This window comes from Streptomyces sp. NPDC021080, from assembly GCF_044333225.1.
Classification (GTDB): domain Bacteria; phylum Actinomycetota; class Actinomycetes; order Streptomycetales; family Streptomycetaceae; genus Streptomyces.
On the sequence record NZ_JBIRQM010000003.1, the window covers coordinates 191,658 to 207,953 of the forward strand.

Here is a 16,296-nt window from a genome sequence, read left to right on the forward strand (position 1 = left end):
CCACCCGCGCCTCCAGGACCCGCCCCTTGACTGATCTCTCTGTCGCCCCGGTCACGGTGAAGTTCCCGCACCGGTCCCGCCGCGGCATCCTCCTCGGCCTCTCTCTGCCCCAGCTCGTCCTCGTTTCGTGCACGCTGGCGCTGCTGCTGATGACGGTGGTCTCCACCGGACTGCTCGGTGTCGTCGTCCTGGCCCCGCTGTGGGCGGCATCCGGGGCGCTCGTCGCGATCCGTCGGCACGGCCGCTCCCTGATCGACTGGGCTCCGATCGTCGCCCGCTACGCGCACCGCCGTCGTACCGGCCAGACCCTCTGGCTCGCCCGGCCCGTCACCCGGCCCCGGCAGGACGGCGTCCTCCACCTTCCCGGCACCGCCGCCTCTCTCAGGGTGGTGACCCCTGGTGACTCCGCCAACCAGGCCGCGGCCGTCCACGACCCGCACCATCAGACGCTGACCGCCATCGCCCGCGTCAGCAGCCGCGCCTTCGCCCTCCTCGACCCCGCCGCCCAGAACCACAACGTGAGCAGCTGGGGACGCGCGTTGGCGGGCGTCGCCCGCGCCGGGCACATCGCCACCGTCCAGGTGCTGGAGCGCACCGTCCCCGACAGCGGCGACGCCCTCACCCGCCACTGGGTCCAGAACGGGCAGCCCCAGACCCCGGTCGCCGGACAGATCTACTCCGAACTGGTCTCCTCGGCCGGCCCCGCCGCCGCACCGCACGAGACCTACCTCGCCATCTCCCTCGATCTCAAGGCCGCCCGGCGCCTGATCCGCCAGGCCAGCGGAGGCTTGCCCGGGGCGTTCACCGTCATGGAGCAGACGACGGCCGGCATCGCGCAGGCCGCCCGCAACGCCGGGCTCCAGGTAACCGGGTGGCTGACCGCGCGGGAGATCGCCGCCGTCATCCGTACCGCCTACGATCCCAAGGCTCTCGCCGCGCTCCAGCAGTGGTCCGAGACCGACCGCGCAGAGGCCGACCCCGCAGCCGCCGGGCCCGTCGTCCAGTTCGAGGAGTACGACCGCCTCTCCACCGACAGCGCACGGCACGCGACGTACTGGGTGGAGAACTGGCCGCGCACCGAGATGGGGGCCGGGTTCCTGCACGGGATCATGTTCACGGCCGGCGTTCGGCGCAGCCTCTCCCTCATCTACGTGCCGCAGGGGCTCGAGTCCGCGCTGCGAGACGTCCAGCGGAAGAAGGCGGCGATCATCGCCGACGCCAACGAACGCGCCCGCCGTGGACAGGTCGACTCCGAAGAGGACTCCGTCGAGTACGCCGACGTCAAGCAGCGTGAACGCCAGCTCATCGCCGGGCACGCGGACGTGGCCCTGACCGGCCTGGTCACCGTCACCGCCGAGACCGACGCCCTCCTGGACGCCGCCTGCGCACAGATCGAAACCCACGCCGTCACCTCGGGCGTCGATCTCCGGCGGCTCAACTACCAGCAGCCGGAAGCCTTCACCCTCACTGCCCTCCCGCTCGCCCGGACCGCCCCATGAGCTGGGCCCGTCCCCACCGGCCGACACCCTGACCCGCTGCTCTTCACTCATCCGCGACGGACCACCCGCCGCCGCCCCTGCCTCCCGGCAGGAAGGACCACCTCTTTTGACCTCCCGCACACCTCCGGACGACGCACACCCCTACCTCCGCGCCGCGAGCGCCGGAATCCGCCACCACACCCGGGCCCTTGCCTCGTCGGACGCGACCGCGCCCCGGCAGGCGGACCGTCCGCACCTTGACGTACTCCACGCCCACCTGACCGCCCTGCTCCAGCTCCTGGACCGTCTCGCCGAAACCACCCGTCCGCCGCACCCCGCCGCCGGCCGTCACCTGGCCGGCGCGCACACCCGCCTCTGGCAGGCCGCCACCGAGGTCCACTCCGCCTTCCACCTGCTGCCCGCCGACACCGCAGCAAAAAGTGAGACGAGCGCCTGCCGTCCCGAGCGGCTGCCCGAGGGACCGCCCGTGCTGACGATCTGCCAGCGCCACCTCGCCGCCGGGCACGTCCCCCGCCGCAAGACCACCCCCACCGACCTCCGCCCCCACAGCACGACCTGCGTGCGATGAGCACCACCCGCAGAATCGAGGGCCCCCGATGACACACCGGCCCGCCCGGCGCGCCCGCCGCGCCTCCGCCAGCCCACTCTTCACGCCCCACGGCACCGACCGCGCCAGCCGCAAAGCCTCGCGTCGCCGGCTCGCCGGGGCCACCGCCAAGGCCCGCGCGAAAGCCAGCGCCCACCAGGCCGAGAGCATGTCTGCCGAGCGCGAGATGCCCGCCGCGCTCTACCCTCCGAGCGGACGTCCCGGTCCTGCCTCCGCGCGAGGGAACCGGCTGAAGCTGCCCGCCCACCGCATGACGACGGCCGTGGCCGCTGGCGCGTATCCGTTCCTGGCCGAAGGCGGGCTCGGCGCCGAGGGCGTCTACATCGGGCGCGACGTCCACGCCGAGGCTTCCTTCGTCTTCGATCCGTTCGCGCTGTACGGCCGCGTGGAGGGATTCACCAATCCGAACCTCCTGCTCGCCGGGGTCATCGGCCAGGGCAAGAGCGCCTTGGCCAAGTCCTTCGCCCTACGTTCGGTGGCCTTCGGATACCGCGTCTACGTACCGTGTGACCCGAAAGGCGAGTGGACGCCGGTGGCGGAAGCCCTCGGCGGCCGGTCCGTCGCTCTCGGCCCCGGACTGCCCGGCAGACTGAACCCCCTGGACGCGGCCCCTCGCCCGGAGAGCGTGGCAGAGGCCGACTGGGTCGGTGAGATCCGCAAACGACGCTTGCTCCTGCTCGGCTCCCTGGCCCGGACGGTCCTGGGCCGGGATCTGATGCCCGTGGAGCACACCGCCCTGGACGTCGCCTTGGATGCTGTCGTCACTCGCGCCGCCGCCACCGGCCGCACGCCGCTCCTCGGTGACGTCGCCGCCATCCTCAACAACCCCAGTGCGCTGGACGAAGCCGCTGGGATGATGTCGGGCCAACTCGGTGACGCCGCCCGCGACCTGGCTCACGCAATGCGGCGCCTCGTCCACGGTGACCTGGCCGGCATGTTCGACGCCCCCTCCACCGTCGCCTTCGACCCGAACGCACCGATGCTCACCATCGACCTGTCCCGGCTCGGCGGGTCCGGCGACGACACCGCCCTCGTCCTGGCGATGACCTGTTCGAGTGCCTGGATGGAGTCCGCCCTCTCCGATCCGTCCGGCGGTCGGCGTTGGATCGTGTACGACGAGGCGTGGAGGTTGATGCGGCACGTCGGGCTGTTGCAGCGCATGCAGGCCCAGTGGAAGCTCAGCCGCGGCCTCGGCATCGCCAACCTCATGGTGATCCACCGGCTGTCCGACCTGCTCACCGCTGGCGACGCCGGATCACAGGGCCGTGCCCTCGCCGAGGGCCTTCTCGCCGACTGCAGCACCCGCATCATCTACCGCCAGGAGACCGACCAACTCCACGCCGCAGCAGCCTTGCTGGGCCTGACCTCGGTGGAGACCGACGCGATCTCCCACCTCAACCGGGGCCGCGGCTTGTGGAAAGTCGCGGGCAGGAGCTTCATCGTGCAGCACCTCCTACACCCCCATGAGCTGGTGCTCTTCGACACCGACGCTCGCATGCACTGAGAAGCCCCGAGTTCACGGACCTCATCCCCGATAACCAGCCCAGCCAGCACCGGAGCGGCCGATGCTACGGCTGCTCGGTCACCGTCGGCAGGTTGTGCCATGCATGTCCACAGTCGCCCTTGCAGTACATCTCGCGGCGGCGAGTGTCAGCAACGGCGAACACGGAGACAAGGACACGGAACGCCTTGACATGTTCAGCGGAGGGCAGGCCCGCGAACCCGTAGCGGGGCGGGTCCATGCAGATCATCACCGAGGGGTTGGCCGTGGGCTTCACACCGGACCGCGCCACCCCCGCACGGCCGTCCGCAGCAGTGATGTGCGCCTGCATCGCATAGCCGGCGACCTCCTGCAGAACCTCCTGCCGGCGTGTCGGGGCGAGGCCGGAGAACCAGCCCGCACCAGCATCCAACGTACGGAGCCCTTGGGAGATTTCGTTGACAACCCGCTCGGTCTCGCGCCAGAAGGTGCTGCCGTCGTCGCTGCTCGGTTCGGTCATCGCTTGATGATTTCACGATGCCAATTCCGGACGAAGGCCCGTATTCCGCGCCCGAGACAGCGCGGGCAAAACCGGGAACCGTCCGCTGATGAGAGGAGCTGCTTCTGTCCGACCTCGACCAGCAGATGCTGCTGATCACCCTGGCCGGCCAACTGAACGACGCCGCCGACAGGCTTCCGCTACCCGACATGATCCAGCCCACTCCGGCCCTCGCGAAGATCCTGGAAGACGAAATCCGCACCGTCGAGGGGCTGCTGAACAACCTCTCCAGCGAGTCCGCCTTCCGCTTCCGGGCCGGCAGCCGCGAACCTCTCCCGCCCGCCGCCCACATCAGACAGACCACCACCGCACTCGTGAAGGCTGCTGAACCAGTCGGCGCCGCGCTGCGCGACCTCGACGCGGCCGTGTCCTGCCTGGCCCACGCCGACGACTGCCGACATCGGTCCGCAGGCCCCGAACAGGAACAGGCACTCGCCTTCGCCCGCGAGGGCCTGCTGTGGACCATCGTCCATGCGCACCGGCGTCTGGTCCACGCCGTGGCTCTGCTGCGCACCGCCGCCGAGCACCGCACCCCCTCCCCACCGCGGCAGGGAACAACGCTGCACGGTCCGCGGCAGGCGAAGAGGCCCACTCGCTGATCCCTGCTTCCCCCCTCCCGCGCCACCCGCCTCGGCGAATACGCATGCGCACGCTGTCCTTCAGGAACTCGATGTTCACCCACTCCGCTGAGATCACCCTCACCACCAGCCGCGCCCTCGGCCTCGTCGCCATCGCATCCGGCGAGAACTACCAACAGGCCGAACGCGCTTTGGCCGACGCCGGATTCAGTCGTCTGCCCAACGGAGCGTTCGCCTTCCCACTTACCGACCCACAGGCCACCCGGTCCATCGCCAGCACCTTGGTGCATCACGCCCACGCGCGCTGCGCCACCATCACCCCCAGCAGCCATCCCTACCTCGGCGACCTGGGGGCCGAAATCGCCTCCCGGCTCCCCGGTTCATGGACAGCCGAACTACAGATCTTCAGCCACCCTCTATGGCAGGAGGACCTCTGGCCCATACTGTGGGAGGCCGACGAGATCTACCGCGCCCTCGAAGACCACCGCGTCCCCTTCGCCTCTGTGCTGAAAAACAGCGTCGGCACCAAGTTGCTGCTGATCGAACGCCCTGGTCACCGCAGTGGGTACCTGCTGGGGGCTCTCACGGACCGGGAACAAGAGGACCCCCGCACGGACCCCACCACACCGCACAGCATCGTGCTGCCGGCCGATCCCGACCTCGCCGCACACGCGATCGCCCACACCTTCCTGCCCTCCTACCGTCGCGCCCTGCACAACCAGAACCTGAACAACGTCCTGCGTAGCCTGGAACGCATCCAGGAGGAACACGAAACGCTCCAGGTGATCAAGGAATCCGGCCGCTACAGCGACGGGGTACCTCTCAGCACCTCCCGCCTGATCGCAGAACTGGAACGGGACTTCGCCGACCACGCATGGCTGTCCTTCCGTGCCGTACTCGACCACGCCCCGGGCCTGCTCGCCCGCTGCCGACCCGCCGCCACCGCCTGGCCCGATGACGCCGCGGCGCTGGCCCGGCTGCACGAAGCCGTCACCGACAGCCAGGACGCCTGGACCGAGTGGAACGACCTGCGCCGCGACTTGTACTCGGTCCCCCAGACGCTGTCCTCCCGCGAGTGGAGCCAGGTCCGCGGGCAGCTCGGTCTCGCCGTCCTGCCGGCCATCGAGACATGGCTCGCCGACAGCGCAGCGTTCGAGCGTCAGGCCCGGGCCGCCGTGCCAGGTGGACCGACCGCACTGTCCGCGCCCAGTCCACGACTGCTCATCGCCACCGTGCCCGTCGCCGGCCACGCCCACACGGCCCGGACGGAGCGAAGCCGATGAGCGCCGAAGCGATCCGCATCACCCGCGGCCAGGGTGGCGAAGTCGAAGTCCACGGCCCGGTCGACGCCTTCGCCGCCAGCGTCCTGGCCCGCGCCGGATTCGATACCTACCCCACGCTGCGTGGCCGGTGGATTCGCCTCCCGTTCGACCTCGGTCCCGTCTGGGAGAACGAGCACGCCACCTGGGCCGCGGAAATGCTCATCGCCGCCCACTACGACGTCGACCTCGACCCTGACCTGTGCGCCACGCCGCCCGCCCGGTCGGCGCCGCCGGTGGTGGGCCGCACGAAGGTCGCGATGATCACGCAGCCCGCCCCTACCGACAGTCCACGACGGCAACGGCGCTGACCCGGCCGCCGGTTCTACGCCCACGATCACCGTCCGGCTTCCCGTGCGCCCGTGTCTCTGCCCCACTGGGCCGTCTCCCGGTTCCAGCCGACACCAGGACCGCGTGCCTCGGGCCGCCACGGGGCTGAGGCACGCGGTTCTCAACACCCCCATTCTTGAATCGCTTTGAGGAGATCCATCCATGGCAGTTGTTGGTACACCCGGCTATCAGAACGTGCGGAAAGGCGAGTCAGGTAGCTGCGGGGCGGTGAGGCCCGCCCTGGAGCATGTCGGCAGTCATTGCCCATCGTTCGTGGTCCAGCCACGCACCGTTGATGTGCTGGAAGCTCCGGGCCCGCCTCGCCTTCGCCCAACACCCCACCGCTTTCCCGCCACCACCGATAGGAGATCCGCCTTGTCCGAAGCACCAGCAGAGCCGTTCATGACGATCCGGCACACCATCACCGGCGAGATCACCACCACCGGCTACAACGCCGCCGCCCGGCGGATCCTGCTCCAGGCCGGCTTCGAAGAGACGCCAGGCTGCGCCTGCCGAGCGACGGAACCCGGTACGGAGCGGACGCACGGGCCTGCTCGGCAGCCAGCGAGCTGCTCGTCGCCGGCCATCCCCTGCACCTGGACCGAGCCCTCGGTCGGCCGGTGAGCGCCGACGGTACGCCCCGGTTGGCCCGGTCGCCGATGTCGGCACAGTCCGTGATCCGCTCCGAGAGCGGCCAGCCTCTCCAGCGCATCGCCAACCCCGCCCGCACCCGCACCTATTGAAGGGGCCTCGTTTTGACCACACCCGGAACGCCTACCAGTCCAGCGCGCACCAAGGGCGGCGAACTACGGGCCAAGGTGGCCCGGCTGCTGGCCGACCGGTCGGCGGACACGCTCACCATCGGGGACATGGCCAGGCAGCTGGGCCACTCCCACGGCGCCGTCCGCAACGCCGCCCTCACCCTGGTGCGACGCGGCGAGGCCGACCAAGGCGGAACCGGACAACCGGAGTTCCGCGCGAACGCGAAAACCGCCGCGGCCGCGCAGACCGCTGTGATCAGCCCACCGGGCACCCACTCTCCCCGCGCCCAGGCGGCCACGGCCCGCACGACCATTCCCGCAGCAGCCACGCCCAGGCAGACCGGCCCGATCCGCCGCGCGGGGGGCCAGGTCTACCACCCCCGGGAGCTGGCCGATCTGCCCGACGTCGAGGCGTTGAATCGCTTGCGCGACGCCGACGTGCCGGTGCTGCTCTACGGCCCTCCGGGCACCGGCAAGACGAGTCTGGTCGAGGCGGCGTTCTCGGACCTGCTCACCGTCGCCGGTGACGGCGACACCACGGTCGGCGACTTGATCGGCGAGTACACACAGGACGACGCGGGAGCCTACGTCTTCCAGTACGGTCCGCTGGTCACCGCGATGACCGAGGGCCGCGCCCTGCTGATCGACGATGCCACCTTGATCTCACCGAAGGTCCTGGCGGCGCTGTATCCCGCGATGGACGGGCGCAGGCAGATCCAGGTCAAGGCCCACAAGGGCGAGACCATCAAGGCCGAGCCGGGCTTCTACGTGGTGGCGGGCCACAATCCCGGCGTCCACGGGGCGGTTTTGACGGAGGCGCTCGCGAGCCGGTTCAGCGTGCAGATCCAGATCGGCACGGACTATGACCTCGCCCTGGCGCTGAGGATCGATGCCCGGGTGGTCCGGGTCGCCCGACACCTCGCCCGCCAGGTCGAACTCGGCGAGCTGGGCTGGGCCCCCCAACTGCGGGAACTGCTCAGCTACCAGAGGACCGAGGCCGTCCTCGGCACCAAGGCCGCGCTCGCGAACCTCGTCGGCATCGCTCCTGTGGAGGATCGCGACACCGTCGCCGCCGCCGTCATCAAGGCTGCCGGCGTCAAGAAGATCGCGCCCCTCACCCTCGGCAAGCAGCTCCCCGCCTCGGCCGCCCGGCAGCCCCCGGGCAGCACCGGCTCCGCACACCGGGGCCACGCGCGATGAGCGCCCACCACCACGTCCAGTCCCCCGCCACCACGCCGGACGACGACGCCGACCTCGCGCGCTGGGACGACGACGGCGCCCCGCCCGCGCAGCCCCGTTCCTCCCCGGACGCGTGGCTGCGCGTGGGAGCCGAACTCGGCGACCGGCTGGTCGACCTCTCTGGCCGCCAGGACCTCCTCGTCACCTGCCGCCCCGGCACGCGCAGCGGCGCACCGGCCGCGTTCTTCCCCACTCTGGGCGAGGTTGAGTTCGACGCCCGCCTGTTCGCCCCGCTCCAGCCCCACGAGATCAATCCGCGGATCGTGGGCGACGAGGACCGGTATCCCGCCGCCTGGGGAGTGTTCGTCCACGAGGCCGCGCACGCGGCCCACTCCGTCTGGACACAGCCTGCCGGAGCGGACCCCCGCGTCGTCGAGGCCGCGCTGCTGCTGGAGGAGAGCCGTGTCGAAGGCGCACACCTGATCACGCGGCCCACGGACCGCACGTACCTGCGCACCAGTGCCCGAACCCTGGTCATGCCCGACATCGCCCATCCCACCCTCCAGGGCATCGAGCACGCCGCCGGCGTGGCGGCCCTGGTCCTCGGCCGCCGTGACGTCGGCATCCTGGATGCCGGCGAGACCCGGACCGTCGCCGATCTGTGCGAAAAGGTACTGGGCACAGACCTGCTGGCCACCCTCACCCGCATCTGGACCGCAGCCCATCAGTGCGCCGACCACGACGCCACGACCATGCTCGCGCACGCTCAAAAATGGTGCGACGCTCTGGACGCCGCTGCCCCCACCCTGCCCGTGCCGGAGAACCTCACCGATCTGCTGTCCGGCGCCGTGGGGGTCGTCATGGACAGCACGGCCGCCACCGACACCGCCGACCTCGCGGCACAGGTCGCAGCGGCCACCGCCGTGGCCGCGCACTCCAAGGCGCAGGCACAGGACCGCACCCAGCGGGCCGGCCAACGACGCAAAGCCGCCGCCACCGCCAAGTCGGTCTTCAACGCCCGTGGCACCACCGTCGCTCCCGACGGCACACCGGCGCCCTACGGCAACCCGGTCACCGGCACCCGCAGGCCCACCGCCGCCGAGCAGAGTGCCGCCGCGCGCCTGAGCCGCGCCCTGCGTGCCGCCGCCTACCGCGAGCGGACCGAGAAGCGGACCACCAGCCCCACCCCGCCCGGCCGCCTCAACATGCGCGCGGCCCTCGCCCGCGACGCTCAGCGCGCGGCCGGGTCGGTCCCCACCGCGGAACCGTTCACCCACACCCGCCGCCGGAACTCCCCCACCCCACCGCTGCGTGTGGGTATCGCCGTCGACGTCTCCGGCTCCATGCGTGCCGCCTGCGCGCCCGTCGCGTCCGCTGCCTGGATCGTGGCACGCGCAGCAGCCCTGACCGACCCCGACTCCCTTACCGCCACCATCGCCTATGACATGCACCTGACCGCATTGACCCGACCCACCCACCGAGCACCAGAGCGCGTGACGACGTTCGATGCCAATGGCGGCCACCACAACCTCGGCGACGCCATCGACGCACTCGACCACGGCCTCGAACTCAGCCGCCCCGGCGCCGGCCGCCTCCTCGTGATCGTCACCGACGCCCGGTACGGCAGCGACGAAACCGCTCAAGCCGTCACCCGCGTCAAGCAGCTCACGACCGCTGGCTGCGCCGTACTCCAGCTCACCCTCACCGCGGAGTCCCACCACTTGCCGGGGACCACCTTGCTGCACCTGCCCCAGCCCTCCAGCGCTCCCGTCGCCATCGCCACAGCGGCCACAGACGCCATCCGCAGGACACGCTGAGACGACGCAGAAGGCGGAAGCGTCCCCGAGACCACCGCCAAGCACTCCAGACCACCTCCGTCCGCCGCATGAATCGTGCATCTGATGCACGACCCTCCGCAACGACGCAGGCCACCACCCCAACCGCCAACGAAAGGCACTCGATTTGAAGCCCCAGACCAGCAGCCCGACCTCGAACGTAACGCCCATCAAACGGAATTCCCCGGGGGTCCGTACGCAGTGGACCGTGGAGCACGCGTGCTCCCACCAGGTGGTTCATGACCTGTCCGACCGTCCTGCCGACAAGCGGGCGGGTTTTGCCCGTTGGCTCGTGGCCAAGGACTGCACCGACTGCTGGAAGGCGGCGCGTGACGCCGACACCGAGTCCAAGAAGGAGTGGCTCGCGGCCAAGCGCGCCGCCGAGCAAGAGGCTGCCGTCGCCTGGGCAACACAGTTCGACATGCCGCGGCTGGAAGGCCCGGAGAAGGCCCTGGACTGGGGCGAGCGCTCGCGCCACCAGCTGATGACGGCCGCGCACACCGCGCTGGTCGCGGAGGGGAGTTGGGACGAGGCGGACTGGGCGGAGCTGGAAGAGAAGGCCCGCTCCGTCACCCGCGCCGGATGGTGGATCGACCAGCGCTACGCCGAGGGCACCGATCTGCTCGAACTCCTCGACGCAGCCACCGAGGCGGACCGCAGAACGGAGAACCCGTTCCGCTGACAGCGGGGGAACATAGCCAGGAAACGCCGGTTAGCCAAACCGGCGTTCCCCTGGACCATTGTTCCTCCCACCCCACCACCGATCGCGTGGAAGGAACCGCATGTCCCAGCCCCCGCCCACTTCGGCCTTCGCGCCGACCCCTGACCCGCTCACCCCCGACCGGGACATCACCCACGCCCACTTCCAGCCCGGTGACACCGTCGTCGTGCTGAAGGGGATATCCGGCGGGGAACTATGGGGAGACGCGATGCGCGTCGTCGCCCCGTCCTGGCACACCCCGACCGACGAGAACGGCTGGCGGCTGCGTGATGCGACCGGCGGCACCCAGTCCTACGTCACCGGCCACCCCCGCTACCTCGTGCACCTCTCGCGCCGTTGCCCGGACTGCCTGATCTACCTGCGGGCCATGGAGGACGCCCTCCTGCTGCGCTACGCCAGCCGTAACGAGCTGATCGACTGCGGCTGGTACACCACCACCGCCCTCAACCAGCTCGTGCACATCGCCGACATCCAGGGCAGCCCGTGACCCCCGCCTGCACGAGCGGATCCACATGCCGCACACCCCGCCCGCGGACATCCTGCGGCGCCTTGCGGACGGGGCGCGCCACGTCGAGCAGGACCTCCGCCTGATCCCCGTCCACACCGGCCTCACGGCGCGGCCCGCCAGCCCGGCGCTGCCGGAGCCGACACGGCGCGCCGTCTGGAGTTGATCGCCCGGCCGCCTCCACGCCATCTGCCAGGACCTGGGCACCACCGCAGCCCACCTGGTCCAGCCACAGGCCGCCGCCATACCGTCCGCCATCCGGCACACCTCCCACCGATCACCGATCGCCATAGGAGAAACGTCTCCTTGCCCCGTACCGACCGCTTCCTGGACATCCGCCGCGACCCCCACTCCGGCGAACTCCTCGCCCGTGGCGGTGACTCCGAGGCGCACAGCATTCTCCAGCGCACGGGTTTCGTCGCCGTCGTCCGCGTCCACGAGACCTACCACCGCGCCCCCACCAGGCTCACCGAGGGCGACGAGTCCCGACTCGCCACCAACGCCGTGGCCCGCCTTCGCTCCGCCGGGTACCGCGTTGACTGCGACACGGACTTCGACACCGACGCCCGCCCTGCCAGTTACCTGCCGCTGGGTGCTCCGGTCGCCCACCTCGCCGAACGCCTTCGCGAGGCCACTACTACCCATGAGGCGGCCGACGCATTGACCGAGCTGACCGCGTCCCACGACGGCGTCCTCGCCGCGCTGGAGGAAGTCCTCGTCGCCTCCGCCGATTTCCACGACGGACTTGGCGGTCCGTCCGACCAGTACATCGCCCGGCGGCTCCGCCACCTCGCTGACGAGCATCTCCGCGTCATCCGCGGCGACCTCTCCTACCTCCGCAACAAGCTCACCGACCGGCACGCCCCTCACCCCGGCCGCAGTGCCTGCACCAAAGAGGTCCCCGCCGCCGAACGCGAGCGCTCCGCCGTGTGCGCCTGCCCGACCCCGCCGCGCACGCTCCCGGCCCCACCGCCCCCGCTGGGCTCCGGACTGCGCCGCTGACTCCTACCTCGCCCAAGGACACCATGCACGACCATGACATCTCCGAGCGCCTCGCCTCGTACGCCGACGTCCTCGCCAGTGAACTCCCCGGCACTTGGACCAGCTCCCACCTCCCGCCGGACGCCAAGGACGACCTCACCGAACTCGCCGACCGGATCTGGGACCTGGACCTGGTCGCCGCCTCCCTCGCCGAGCACCCTCTGAAGCAGGCAGCCGTCCTGAGCCGCCCGGACGGTGCCCAGCTCGTCGTCCTGGACCGGCACGACGAGCGCGACGGCTTCCTCATCGCCGCCGTCGCGCCCCGCGCTCTGCCCGACGAGGCGTACCACGCGGTTCCCGAGCCCAACGGCATCGCCCTGGCGGACGACCCGTTCCTGAGCGCCGAGCAGATAGCCGGCGATCTGCTGACCCGCTACGACAGCGCCCTTGCCCAGGTCCGGTACAACGCCCTGGAAGGCATCCAGCTCTCCCAGCCGGACCGGGTCGTCCTGGCCTGGCAGTCAGACGGCAGCGTTGCCACCTCCACCGTCGACGACCGGATCGGCACGATCCTCGTCGCCCACGGCTTCGTCCAAGACCCGCAGATCGGCGTCTACCGCCTCAACGGCGACGACACCCAGGCGCAGGCCCGTGCCCTGCGCGAGATCGGCCCGCAGCTGGACGTGCTCGGCATCGGCACCGCCCTCCGGCACCCCGCAGGCCGGACCGCGCCCACCTCCGCCCCGGCCTCCCTGCCGCCGGTCCCGGCCGGCCCCCGTACGTCGGCCACCCGGACTCGATGACCTTCAAAGAGCCCGATTTGTGGGTGCCGGAGTACGTCATCGCTTGCCTCTCCGTGAAGAACCCGACACCGTCCCCTTGCCCTTCGGGCCCCGCGCCAGCTCGACACGCTCCGTAAAACGCCTGGGCGGCCCCGGCACCGTACCGGGCCCCTGCCCCGATCGATTCCCGGAGGAACCAGTAACACCCCGTACACCCCCACCGATCAGCCACCGGCTCAAGCCCCGACTCGCAACGGCCCTGTTCCGCCGCTACCTGCGCGCTTGCATCCCGACCGGCCCCGACCGTGCCTCCCCGCTGGCCGACGCCCGCCCGGAGGACGTCCTCGCCGAGACGCAGCGCGTCGGCCCCCGTCACCGCCACTGACCGTCCACCGACCCGGAGGAGCATGTCCCACCCCGCCCCCTACCCGGTGAGACTGGCCGACGAGATCACCCGCCAGCTCAGCCAGCTCGCCGACCACCTCTCCCAGCTTCCCCCGCCTCAGGCCGCGCAGGTCATCGCCCGCGTTCTCGACCTGGACACCGGAGTCCTCGGCGGCATCACCCACCTCGTCGCCACCGGCAGCGTGTTCGCCAAGGACCAGGCCGAACAAGGCGCCCTCCCCGCGGAGGTGTGGCTCGCCCTGGGCCGCGCCTCGAACGAACTGCACGACATCACCCTCGACCTGGACGAACACCAGGACACCCTGCAGCACGTCGGCACCCAGCCCGCCACCACTGCGGCGAAGCCCCCGACACCCGCACCGCTCGTGGTCCGGCGGCACCGGTGAAGAAGAAACAGTGGCAGGGCTGGGGGCCAGGCGAGCAGGCCGAGCAGCATTACCTCGTCCAGCCTCGCGCCCTCGCCGGCGGCGGCGACATCCGTCACGTCTCGGAGTTCCTGCGCGCCTCGGGATGGCAGGACAGGTCCAAGAAGGGCGGCCCTCTGCTCATGGAGAGTCCGGACCGCACCGTCCGTATCGCCTACAACCCCTACGTCCTTCCCGGCGGGTGGACCATCCACGGCCAAGCGGACGGCCTGAACGACGAGTGGTCGGCGCACCTGGGCCGACAGACCCCGGTGGAGATCGTCGCCGGTCTGACCGACGCTCTCAACCGCCCACGCTCCGCCCACGCCCCCAACGTCTGGGCACCGTTGGAGGAGCAGAAGTGGCACACGCGTTTCGAGGGTCAGGACTACATGGCAACGAGTCCCGACGGCACCGCGTGGATGCAGTACCAGCAGGGCCCTGGCGGCGGCGTGATGTGGTGGACCGGAGCGAAGGACCGTCAGGGCAACGGCTGGACGGCCCACTTCACACCGAACACGCCGATCCACCTGGTGCAAGCCTTCTCGGCCGAGCTTGCCAGCCCCGACCCCGTGATGCGTCCGCGCGGACGCGTGCCGCTGAGTGCGCAGATCCGTACCTGGTCGGTCTCCGTCAAGCCCTCCCAGCTCACTGCGTGGCAGCAAGCCCGGATCACAGCTGCCCGCGCCGCCACCTGGGCCAGCAACAGCGCCCGAAGCACCCGGCCGCGCACCACCGCCCGTCCCCACGCCCCCGCCGGAGGCGCACGGACCCGCCGCTGACCCAACGCCCCGTTCCAAGGAGCCCGATGCCCGAACTCGCCCCGGACACCATCCACACACTGACCGAAACCCCGTCTGGCCTCACCGACTGCCTGCGCGAGAACCCCGACCTGTACGGCAGCACCGCCGCGAGCGAGCCGGGGTGCGGCCAGTGCCCCTGAGCGAGCGGCAGTTCGCCGCGTTCGCCGACAAGCACGCCGGGCAGATCCCGTTCGACACCAGCCCCCGTCACCTCGCCGGCCCAGGGGATGCCCGCCACGTCACCCACGGCCTGGCCGCCGCCGGATGGAGCGCCGTCTCCGACCCGTTGAGCGCCGAGATCGTCCTGCACAGCCCCGATCTTCGCCACCGCCTCCAGTTCGATCCGCAGTCCGCCACCTCCGCGTGGTGGCGGCTGCGGGCCGAGCCCACCGACACCGAGCCCGGCTGGTACGCCGAGTTCGGCGAACTCGTGCCCGCCGAGGTCCTCGCCGGTTTCACCGACGCCCTCATCGCCCCGCCGCCACAACAGCAGGACCCGTGGCAGCCGGTGGCCTCGGCAGGCTGGCACCACGGCCCAGACGGTATTGCGCATTCGCCGGACTCCATGTGCCGCATCGAACTACGCCCGCTGAGCGAATTCAGCGACCGGCCGTCCTGGCACGTCGAGACCCGTGAGCCCGGCCACGGACTGTTCCCCGGCCCGCGCATCTGGCACGCCTACTTCGACGAGCGCACCCCCGCCCACCTCGTCGGATCGTTCCTCACCGCACTGACCGACCGTAGCCCGCTCCAACGCGGCATGTACGACCGCACCGGCCACTACAGCGCCGCACAAAAGCCCAGTCCGCTGCGCCCGCAGCAGGTGGTCGACGCGCACACAGCGCGTATCGAGTCGCTCCGCGCCCGGGCACGCTCCGCCCGCCGACAGCAGACGAAACCCGCACCGACCCCGGCGAAGGCCCACACCGCCCAGCCAGCCGCCCGCCGTTGAACCGACAGGACTCCTCCCCCATTTCCGCCGATCACCGCGCACACCGCGACTCCCTCCGTCACCTCGACCGCTACGTGAGCGACAGCAAGAAGATCCTCGACGCCTGGGACGCCTACGCCGACGAGCACACCGACCTCGACGGATGGCCCTACGACGACCACGCCTACGGCCTGCGCGCGAGCCAGCGCGACGCCGACACCGCCGAGGCGTTCGAATCGCTCCGGTACGGCGCTCGCCACCTGCTGGTCACGGCGGAGACGCAACTGGGTCACCTGTCAGGTGACACCATGCAGAGCCGCTGGGTCTACCAGTTGGGCGTCCTGCACGCCGCCCTCGACCGGCTCGAGCAACTGCAAGAGCAGTGGCTGGAAACCCGAGACGCCCTCCCCGCCAGCGCCAAGCCCGGCACTACGGCCTTCGACGACGCACTCGCCGAGTACCACGCCGAATCGTGGAGCTACCTCGACGACTGGGCCACCCACGGCAAGACGCTCCGCGAGATCAACACCGCCGCCAGCAAAGCCCCTTCACCTCTGGCACCTGCACCGATACCCGCTCTTGCGGCCGACCGGCGGGTCCCGGCACGGAAGTGACCA

At 70.9% G+C, this 16,296-nt stretch carries 20 protein-coding genes; 19 read left to right on the forward strand and 1 reads right to left on the reverse strand.

Annotated elements, in window-relative coordinates:
• Positions 1 to 26: 26 nt before the first annotated feature.
• The 3 genes from ACH4S8_RS08390 (at position 27) to ACH4S8_RS08400 (ending at position 3,610) form a co-directional block, all read left to right on the forward strand.
• Entirely contained in the window at positions 27 to 1,499 is a 1,473-nt protein-coding gene (locus ACH4S8_RS08390) for an SCO6880 family protein (RefSeq protein WP_398391924.1), read from the forward strand.
• 106 nt (positions 1,500 to 1,605) lie between these two features.
• Positions 1,606 to 2,067 carry a DUF6238 family protein gene (locus tag ACH4S8_RS08395; protein ID WP_398391925.1) on the forward strand — a complete coding sequence of 154 codons (462 nt, stop codon included), beginning with the start codon at positions 1,606 to 1,608 and terminating at the stop codon, positions 2,065 to 2,067.
• 28 nt (positions 2,068 to 2,095) lie between these two features.
• Entirely contained in the window at positions 2,096 to 3,610 is a 1,515-nt protein-coding gene (locus ACH4S8_RS08400) for an ATP-binding protein (RefSeq protein WP_398391926.1), read from the forward strand.
• A 64-nt stretch (positions 3,611 to 3,674) separates the two neighbouring features.
• Here the strand turns inward: ACH4S8_RS08400 and ACH4S8_RS08405 are convergent, their stop codons facing one another.
• Positions 3,675 to 4,106, reverse strand: coding sequence for a DUF5958 family protein (locus ACH4S8_RS08405; RefSeq protein ID WP_398391927.1), 432 nt, complete (start codon positions 4,104 to 4,106; stop codon positions 3,675 to 3,677).
• Positions 4,107 to 4,231: 125 nt separating this feature from the next.
• Here ACH4S8_RS08405 and ACH4S8_RS08410 point away from each other — a divergent pair, with 125 nt between their 5' ends.
• From ACH4S8_RS08410 to ACH4S8_RS08485, 16 genes are all read left to right on the forward strand, one after another.
• Positions 4,232 to 4,744: a hypothetical protein gene (locus ACH4S8_RS08410; protein ID WP_398391928.1), complete on the forward strand. Its 513-nt coding sequence runs from the start codon at positions 4,232 to 4,234 to the stop codon at positions 4,742 to 4,744.
• 44 nt (positions 4,745 to 4,788) lie between these two features.
• On the forward strand, positions 4,789 to 6,006 hold the full coding sequence (locus ACH4S8_RS08415) for a hypothetical protein (RefSeq protein WP_398391929.1): 1,218 nt from the start codon (positions 4,789 to 4,791) through the stop codon (positions 6,004 to 6,006).
• Positions 6,003 to 6,353 (forward strand): hypothetical protein, encoded by a 351-nt coding sequence (locus tag ACH4S8_RS08420; RefSeq protein ID WP_398391930.1) that lies wholly within the window; start codon positions 6,003 to 6,005, stop codon positions 6,351 to 6,353. Before ACH4S8_RS08415 ends, ACH4S8_RS08420 begins: the two co-directional genes overlap by 4 nt.
• Positions 6,354 to 6,774: 421 nt before the next feature.
• Positions 6,775 to 6,996 (forward strand): hypothetical protein, encoded by a 222-nt coding sequence (locus tag ACH4S8_RS08425; protein WP_016572176.1) that lies wholly within the window; start codon positions 6,775 to 6,777, stop codon positions 6,994 to 6,996.
• A 194-nt stretch (positions 6,997 to 7,190) separates the two neighbouring features.
• Positions 7,191 to 8,333, forward strand: a complete 1,143-nt coding sequence (locus ACH4S8_RS08430; RefSeq protein ID WP_398392352.1) for an AAA family ATPase — start codon at positions 7,191 to 7,193, stop codon at positions 8,331 to 8,333.
• Positions 8,330 to 10,129, forward strand: a complete 1,800-nt coding sequence (locus ACH4S8_RS08435) for a hypothetical protein (RefSeq protein WP_398391931.1) — start codon at positions 8,330 to 8,332, stop codon at positions 10,127 to 10,129. The genes ACH4S8_RS08430 and ACH4S8_RS08435 overlap by 4 nt, the downstream gene beginning before the upstream one ends.
• Positions 10,130 to 10,355: 226 nt before the next feature.
• Entirely contained in the window at positions 10,356 to 10,829 is a 474-nt protein-coding gene (locus tag ACH4S8_RS08440; RefSeq protein WP_398391932.1) for a hypothetical protein, read from the forward strand.
• Positions 10,830 to 10,929: 100 nt separating this feature from the next.
• Positions 10,930 to 11,355 (forward strand): hypothetical protein, encoded by a 426-nt coding sequence (locus ACH4S8_RS08445; protein ID WP_398391933.1) that lies wholly within the window; start codon positions 10,930 to 10,932, stop codon positions 11,353 to 11,355.
• A 25-nt stretch (positions 11,356 to 11,380) separates the two neighbouring features.
• A complete protein-coding gene (locus ACH4S8_RS08450; protein ID WP_398391934.1) occupies positions 11,381 to 11,539 on the forward strand; it encodes a hypothetical protein in 159 nt (52 codons plus the stop codon).
• Positions 11,540 to 11,679: 140 nt separating this feature from the next.
• The gene (locus ACH4S8_RS08455) at positions 11,680 to 12,375 is read left to right on the forward strand and encodes a hypothetical protein (RefSeq protein ID WP_398391935.1); all 696 of its coding nucleotides are present in this window, start codon (positions 11,680 to 11,682) and stop codon (positions 12,373 to 12,375) included.
• 23 nt (positions 12,376 to 12,398) lie between these two features.
• Positions 12,399 to 13,157 carry a hypothetical protein gene (locus ACH4S8_RS08460; protein WP_398391936.1) on the forward strand — a complete coding sequence of 253 codons (759 nt, stop codon included), beginning with the start codon at positions 12,399 to 12,401 and terminating at the stop codon, positions 13,155 to 13,157.
• Positions 13,158 to 13,543: 386 nt separating this feature from the next.
• Positions 13,544 to 13,927 carry a hypothetical protein gene (locus ACH4S8_RS08465; RefSeq protein ID WP_398391937.1) on the forward strand — a complete coding sequence of 128 codons (384 nt, stop codon included), beginning with the start codon at positions 13,544 to 13,546 and terminating at the stop codon, positions 13,925 to 13,927.
• Positions 13,924 to 14,727: a DUF317 domain-containing protein gene (locus ACH4S8_RS08470; protein WP_398391938.1), complete on the forward strand. Its 804-nt coding sequence runs from the start codon at positions 13,924 to 13,926 to the stop codon at positions 14,725 to 14,727. Before ACH4S8_RS08465 ends, ACH4S8_RS08470 begins: the two co-directional genes overlap by 4 nt.
• Before the next feature lie 26 nt (positions 14,728 to 14,753).
• Complete coding sequence (locus ACH4S8_RS08475; RefSeq protein WP_398391939.1) at positions 14,754 to 14,888, forward strand: hypothetical protein; 135 nt, start codon at positions 14,754 to 14,756, stop codon at positions 14,886 to 14,888.
• Complete coding sequence (locus tag ACH4S8_RS08480) at positions 14,879 to 15,700, forward strand: DUF317 domain-containing protein (protein ID WP_398391940.1); 822 nt, start codon at positions 14,879 to 14,881, stop codon at positions 15,698 to 15,700. Before ACH4S8_RS08475 ends, ACH4S8_RS08480 begins: the two co-directional genes overlap by 10 nt.
• A 74-nt stretch (positions 15,701 to 15,774) precedes the next feature.
• Entirely contained in the window at positions 15,775 to 16,293 is a 519-nt protein-coding gene (locus tag ACH4S8_RS08485) for a hypothetical protein (protein ID WP_398391941.1), read from the forward strand.
• Positions 16,294 to 16,296: the final 3 nt, after the last annotated feature.